9 protein-coding genes are annotated in these 5,978 nt (G+C 72.2%); all 9 read left to right on the plus strand.

The genetic code is table 11. The features are described 5' to 3' along the window. Positions 1-317 (plus strand): alanine racemase (locus tag AB0M52_RS29150; RefSeq protein WP_363960345.1); only part of this gene is annotated, 317 nt, incomplete at its 5' end. A gap of 195 nt (positions 318-512) precedes the next feature. Further along, complete coding sequence (gene sepF / locus AB0M52_RS29155) at positions 513-1,202, plus strand: cell division protein SepF (RefSeq protein ID WP_363960348.1); 690 nt, start codon at positions 513-515, stop codon at positions 1,200-1,202. A 29-nt stretch (positions 1,203-1,231) separates the two neighbouring features. Next, positions 1,232-1,537 carry a YggT family protein gene (locus AB0M52_RS29160; protein ID WP_111212523.1) on the plus strand — a complete coding sequence of 102 codons (306 nt, stop codon included), beginning with the start codon at positions 1,232-1,234 and terminating at the stop codon, positions 1,535-1,537. A gap of 44 nt (positions 1,538-1,581) precedes the next feature. After that, the gene (locus AB0M52_RS29165) at positions 1,582-2,391 is read left to right on the plus strand and encodes a DivIVA domain-containing protein (protein WP_363960350.1); all 810 of its coding nucleotides are present in this window, start codon (positions 1,582-1,584) and stop codon (positions 2,389-2,391) included. Positions 2,392-2,468: 77 nt separating this feature from the next. Further along, on the plus strand, positions 2,469-3,068 hold the full coding sequence (locus AB0M52_RS29170; RefSeq protein WP_363960351.1) for a hypothetical protein: 600 nt from the start codon (positions 2,469-2,471) through the stop codon (positions 3,066-3,068). An 11-nt stretch (positions 3,069-3,079) separates the two neighbouring features. Beyond that, positions 3,080-3,385: a DUF167 domain-containing protein gene (locus AB0M52_RS29175; protein ID WP_363960353.1), complete on the plus strand. Its 306-nt coding sequence runs from the start codon at positions 3,080-3,082 to the stop codon at positions 3,383-3,385. A 284-nt stretch (positions 3,386-3,669) separates the two neighbouring features. Then, positions 3,670-4,089 (plus strand): TraR/DksA C4-type zinc finger protein, encoded by a 420-nt coding sequence (locus AB0M52_RS29180; protein WP_363960355.1) that lies wholly within the window; start codon positions 3,670-3,672, stop codon positions 4,087-4,089. Between the two features lie 66 nt (positions 4,090-4,155). Continuing rightward, the gene (locus AB0M52_RS29185; protein ID WP_363960358.1) at positions 4,156-4,815 is read left to right on the plus strand and encodes a signal peptidase II; all 660 of its coding nucleotides are present in this window, start codon (positions 4,156-4,158) and stop codon (positions 4,813-4,815) included. Next, positions 4,812-5,756 (plus strand): RluA family pseudouridine synthase, encoded by a 945-nt coding sequence (locus AB0M52_RS29190; protein WP_363960361.1) that lies wholly within the window; start codon positions 4,812-4,814, stop codon positions 5,754-5,756. The genes AB0M52_RS29185 and AB0M52_RS29190 overlap by 4 nt, the downstream gene beginning before the upstream one ends. Positions 5,757-5,978 lie beyond the last annotated feature (222 nt).

Raw genomic sequence — 5,978 nt, forward strand, 5'->3', positions numbered from 1 at the left:
ACGCCGACCCGGCGCGGGGCGGGACGGTGCCGGACTCGGCCGATCCGGACGTCGGCCTCGGCCCGGTCGCCGCCGCGGTGGCCGCCGCGCCGGGGTTGCGGCTGGCCGGTCTGATGGCCGTGGCACCCCTCGGCTGGGAGCCGGAGCGCGCGTTCGACCGGCTGGCGGCGGTCGCCGCGGCGTTCCGGTCGGACCATCCGGGGGCCACGGCTCTGTCGGCGGGCATGAGCGGTGACCTGGAGGCGGCGATCGGTCACGGCGCGACACATGTCCGCGTTGGCAGCGCGTTGCTCGGAATGCGTCCCACGCTGCGGTAGCCTGACCGCGAGAGAAGCAAATTACATCAGTGTTGTTTGTGGGAACGGCCTTCCCGGCGACCGGGGGGCGTGGCGTGCAACGCGAATTGCACGTCGGGGGATTGCCGTTCCGGTCCGGTGGGCAGTAATGGTCCACTCGCGACAGGGCGACACGGCGGGGGCGTGTGCCGCACGGCGGACGGGAAGGGCGCGGGGATGGGTGCACTGCGCAAGGCGGGGGTCTGGCTCGGACTGGTCGAAGAGGACGACGAGCGGGCCTATGACGACGGTGGCTACGACAAGGGTGGCTACCGCGATTCGCGCTACCGGCAGAGCCGGTACGCCGAGGAGTTCGCCGACGACGAGGACGAGGCGGAGGAGCCGCCCGCGCCTCGTCCCCGGCTGGGTGACCGTGGCCGGCTGAGCGAGCGGTCCGGTGGCCGACTGAGTGAGTCCGAGCGGCTGGAGTCCGAGCGCCCGGAGCGGGTCGAGCGGTCCAGCGTCCGGTCGATCACCCGGTCGACCGGTGAGCCCTCGGGCGCGCTGACCTACCACAGCCGGGACAATCTCGCCCTGGCGCCGCAGGTGCAGCCCCGCGAGCGCGCGGTGGTGCCCGAGGAGGAGCAGCGCTACCAGATCACCACGCTGCACCCGACCACCTACCGCGAGGCCCGCACCATCGGCGAGCACTTCCGGGACGGGGTTCCCGTGATCATCAACCTCACCGAGATGGACGAGGCGGATGCCCGCCGTCTGGTGGACTTCGCCGCCGGCTTGGCGTTCGGGCTGCGCGGTACGATCGAGCGCGTGACCAACCGGGTGTTCCTGCTCTCACCGGCCAATGTCCAGGTCACCGCGGAGGACAAGGCCAAGATTGCCGAGGGCGGGTTCTTCAGCCTAAGTTGACCCGCCCGACCCGAGGGACGTCGCCTGCCGTGTTGTCGATCTTGCTTCAGGTCCTCTACCTGATCACGTATGTCTTCCTTATCGTTCTTCTGGCCCGTTTCGTACTTAGCGCGGTTTTGCAGTACGGACGGCGCTGGCAGCCCGGTCGCGGGGCATCGGCCGGACTGGAATCCGTGTGGAGCGTCACTGATCCCCCGCTCTGGGCGTTGAGGCGTGTGATCCCTCCGCTGCGAATTGGTACCGTGAGCATCGACCTGGCCTCCCTTGTGCTCCTGGTTATCCTGTTCGTGCTGATGAGGTTTGTGTTAGAGCCGGCGATCATCAGGACCGCCTGATGACCGACGCGCTATCGCGGCCGCAACTGACCCGAGGAGTTTCGATGCCGCTGACCCCGGCCGACGTCCACAACGTCGCCTTCAAGAAGCCGCCGATCGGCAAGCGGGGCTACGACGAGGAGGAGGTCGACGCCTTCCTGGACGAGGTCGAGCGCGAACTCGCCCGTCTGATCGAGGAGAACAACGAACTGCGCGCCCAGGTGGAGCGCGGAGGGCGGGGCGGCGCCCCCGCCGGCCCGGGCGGCGACGCTCGCCTGGCGGCCGAGCTCAACGACGTCAAGGCCCAGCTCGACCGGGTGCAGCGCGACAAGGCCGCCGCCGAGCAGGCCGCCCGCGCCATGCAGGCCGAGTTGGAGCAGGTCCGGGCCGCCGGTGGCGGCGCGGTGACCGGCCCCGACGGCGAGCAGCAGGCGCTGCGGGTGCTGATGATGGCCCAGCGGACGGCGGACGACCACGTCTCCGACGCCCGCCGCGAGGCCGACCAGCTGCTCTCCGAGGCCCGCTCGAAGGCCGAGGAGGTCACCCGCGAGGCGCGGGCCAAGGCCGACGCGCTTGAGCGCGACGCCCGGCAGCGGCACCAGGAGGCCATGGGCGGCCTGGACGCCAAGCGCACCGCGCTGCAGAAGCACATCGAGGAACTCAAGCAGTTCGAGCGGGAGTACCGCACCCGGCTCAAGGCGTACCTGGAGAGCCAGCTGCGTGACCTCGACGGTCGCGGCCAGGGCCTGGAGGCCGAGATGACCCGCGGGGACGGCACCCGGGCCGCCGGTAACGGGCTGGCCGCCGCTGGCCTCGCCGGTTCCTACGGCGGCGGCGGCGGCGGTCGCTCCGGCGCGCTCGAGGCCGGCCGCTGAACCACCGGGTCGGTGACCGTCGTCAGCACTGCGGTCGCCCGCCCTGCCTCATCGGTACGACGCGGCGGGGGTGAGCCGTGATAGTCATCAGTCTCGCGCTCATCCTCGTCGCGGTGGTCCTGCTGGTGCTCGGCCTGGCCGGAGGGTCCAGCCCCCTGCTGGTCGTCTCCATCGCCGCCAGCCTGCTGGCCGCCGTCGCGCTGGTCGCGGGCGCCCGCCAGGCGGCCGCCGGCCGGGCCTCGGGGCACCGCGGGTCACCCGGGCGCCAGCCGTGGGACACCTCCGGCGCGGCGGCTCCGGCCACCGGCGGCGAGGGCATCCCGGCGCAACACATCCCATCGAACGTGAACACCGGCGATTCCGGGTGGCGGCAACCACCCGGCTCGCCGGTGGCGGACCGGCGGCGGCCGGTTGACGCCGGTGACGACGCCGACGGGTACGACGACGAGCCCGCAGCCCAGGAGATCACCCCGGAGCAGGCGGCCCGGGTGGCCCGCCTCGCGGACGAGGTCCGGGTGGTCGACGGGCGACCGCGCTACCACCTCGTCGATTGCCCGCACCTGGTCGGGCGGGAGCACGAGCCGCTGCCGGTCGCCGAGGCGGTCGAGCTCGGATTCACCCCCTGTGCGCACTGCGCGCCGGACACCACCCTGTTGTCGGAATCCGGACGGCGCTGAGCCGACCCGCCATGGACGATGCGCTCACCGTCGCCGTGCGGGTGAAACCGGGGGCGTCCCGGGCCCGGGTGGGTGGTCGGTTCGACGGCCCGCACGGGCCGGCGCTGGTGATCGCGGTCAATGCTCCGGCGGTCGACGGGCGGGCCACCGAGGCCGCCCGGCGTGCCCTGGCCGGTGCCCTCGGCGTCCGGCCGACCACCGTGTCGCTGCGTACCGGCGCGGCCAGCCGGGACAAACTCTTCCTGGTCGCCTCCGCCGGCCCGGAACTCGCCAGCAGGCTGAGCCGGTTGCGCGACGGGGCCGAGTCGACCGGCTGACGACGCCGACGTCGGGATCGGACCGGAGACCTTGGCCGAGTACGCCGGACCGTCGGGCCTGATCTGCTAGGGTTTCCATTTGCCCCGATATGGCATGAATCGGGGCGGATTGGGTGCTCCGGTGCGGCACGTTGTCGGACGCCTGTACGTTCCGTATCCTTGCCAACCTCCGGAGTGCGCGGCCTCGTGGCCGCGCGCCCGTTTTGTACCCGGGGCGGCCGATGTTGGCGGCCCCAGTCCAGGCGCCGCGGACTCACCGCGGCTCCGTGGCCGAGGGAGCGACGATGGCCAAGCCAGCCGACACCAGGACCGCAGGCCGCAAGCCGGCGGCGAAGTCCACCCGCAGTGCCGCGGAGACCGAGAAGATCCGGGCCGCGCTGGCGGCGCGGCATGACGAGTTGCGAGCCGAGTACGATCAGACGCTGAGCGAGATCACCGAGCTGCAGCGCGACCGCCTGACCGACTCGGCCGGGGACGACCAGGCCGACACCGGCACCAAGACGTTCGAGCGGGAGCAGGAGATCTCTCTCGCCAACAGCATTCTGGAACGGATCACGCAGGTCGAGCGCGCGTTGGAGCGTCTCGACGAGGGTGGTTACGGCTGGTGCGAGCGGTGCGGCAACCCCATCCCGGTGGAGCGGCTGGCCGCCTTCCCGTCGGCCACCCTCTGCGTGACCTGCAAGCAGCTGGCGGAGCGGCGCTGAGGCACGCTCCCTGGCACCCGTACGCGGCGGTGCGACGGCACCGCCGCGATTGTCGATGGGGAGCAGATGAGCGCAGCACCGCCCGCTGGATCCGGCACCGCCGAGTCGGGCACCGCCACGAAGTCGCGGCGCCGGCCGGTCACGATCCTGCTCTGCCTTGCGGCGTTCGCTGTTACGTTCGACGTGATCACCAAGCACCTGGCTCTGGTCGAGCTGAGCGACCGTGAGCCGGTGCGGCTGCTGGGCGGGGCCGTCTATCTGACGCTGACCCGCAACAGCGGCGCCGCGTGGAGCATCGGCAAGGACTACACCTTCATCTTCCCGGTGATCGCGATCGGTGTGCTGAGCTGGATCGCCTGGATGACGCGTACGCTGCGCTCGGTGCCGTGGGCGATCTCGCTCGGCCTGGTGGTCGGCGGCGTGATGGGCAACCTGATCGACCGGATCTTCCGGGCCCCGGGCTGGTTCGTCGGGCACGTGGTGGACATGGTCAGCGTCTTCGACCCGTACGGTCGGGTCTTTCCGGTGTTCAACGTCGCGGACAGCGCCCTGGTCTGCGGTGTGCTGCTCGCCGTCGCGCTGGAGTTCACCGGCCGTCAGCGGGACGGCACCCGGGCCGCCGGCGAGGACCGCCCGGGCACCGCGGCCAAGGAGGGTGCCACGGCCGAGGACGGCGCGGCGGCCGAGGACGGCGCCACCGGCGGTGGGCGGCGGGAGCGCGCGTGATGGCCACCTTCGCCGCCGGCGGCGACCACCGCAGCCTGCCCGTGCCGGACGGTCTCGACGGGATGCGGCTGGACCAGGCCGTGGCCCGGCTGTTCGGCCTATCCCGCACGGCGGCCGCCGCCCTCGTCGACGCCGGTGAGGCGTTGGTCGACGGTGCGGTCCGGCCCAATTCGCACAAGGTCCGGGCGGGTGCCTGGCTGGAGGTGACGCTGCCCGCACCGGCCGCGGCACCGATGGTGGTGCCCCAGGCGGTGCCCGGGCTCCAAGTGGTCTACGCCGACGACGACATCGTGGTGGTCGACAAGCCGGTCGGGGTGGCCGCGCATCCCAGCCCGGGCTGGACCGGCCCGACCGTGATCGGCGGGTTGGCCGCGATCGGGCACACCATCGCCACCAGTGGCGCCGCCGAGCGCCAGGGAGTGGTGCATCGGCTCGACGTGGGCACCACCGGGATCATGGTGGTGGCCAAGAGCGAGCAGGCGTACAGCGTCCTGAAACGGGCCTTCAAGTACCGCGAGGTGGAGAAGCGGTACCACGCCGTGGTGCAGGGCCACCTGGACCCGCTGAGCGGCACCATCGACGCCCCGATCGACCGGCACCCCCATCACGACTACCGGTGGGCGGTGGTCTCCGGCGGGAAGCCCAGCATCACCCACTACGACACCATCGAGGCGTTTCCCTCGGCGAGCCTGGTCGACGTGCGGCTGGAGACCGGTCGTACCCACCAGATCCGGGTGCACTTCTCCACCCTGCGGCACCCGTGCGTGGGTGACCTCACGTACGGCGCGGATCCGACGCTCGCCGCCCGGCTCAAACTGGACCGCCAGTGGTTGCACGCCAGAGAGTTGAGCTTCCAGCACCCCCGTACGGGGGACGAGGTCCGCTTCGTCAGCGACTACCCTGACGACCTGGGACGCGCGCTGGACATCCTCCGCGACTGACGCGCCCTGCCCGTCCCGACCGATCCGACGAGGGGGTTCGCCCGTGCGCGCCGGCGATCTGCTGCGGCAGTTGGACCAGCGACTGCTGCCCCGGCTCGCCGCCGCGGTGACCCGACTCGGCCAGGGCTCGGCCCGGACCCCGGTGCTCGGGTGGGTGGCGGTGCTGTCCTGCGCCGCCGTGCTGTTCACCGCCGTGCTCGCCACCGGTGGCCCACCCGTCCA

It is taken from the genome of Micromonospora sp. NPDC051296, assembly GCF_040682255.1.
Taxonomy (GTDB): domain Bacteria; phylum Actinomycetota; class Actinomycetes; order Mycobacteriales; family Micromonosporaceae; genus Micromonospora; species Micromonospora craterilacus.

Bases quoted from the DNA above. Each gene is read 5' to 3' on its own strand.
- sepF (WP_363960348.1), top strand. From the start codon at position 513: ATGGGTGCACTGCGCAAGGCGGGGGTCTGGCTCGGACTGGTCGAAGAG.
- AB0M52_RS29165 (WP_363960350.1), top strand. From the start codon at position 1,582: ATGCCGCTGACCCCGGCCGACGTCCACAACGTCGCCTTCAAGAAGCCG.
- AB0M52_RS29175 (WP_363960353.1), top strand. From the start codon at position 3,080: ATGGACGATGCGCTCACCGTCGCCGTGCGGGTGAAACCGGGGGCGTCC.
- AB0M52_RS29180 (WP_363960355.1), top strand. From the start codon at position 3,670: ATGGCCAAGCCAGCCGACACCAGGACCGCAGGCCGCAAGCCGGCGGCG.
- AB0M52_RS29185 (WP_363960358.1), top strand. From the start codon at position 4,156: ATGAGCGCAGCACCGCCCGCTGGATCCGGCACCGCCGAGTCGGGCACC.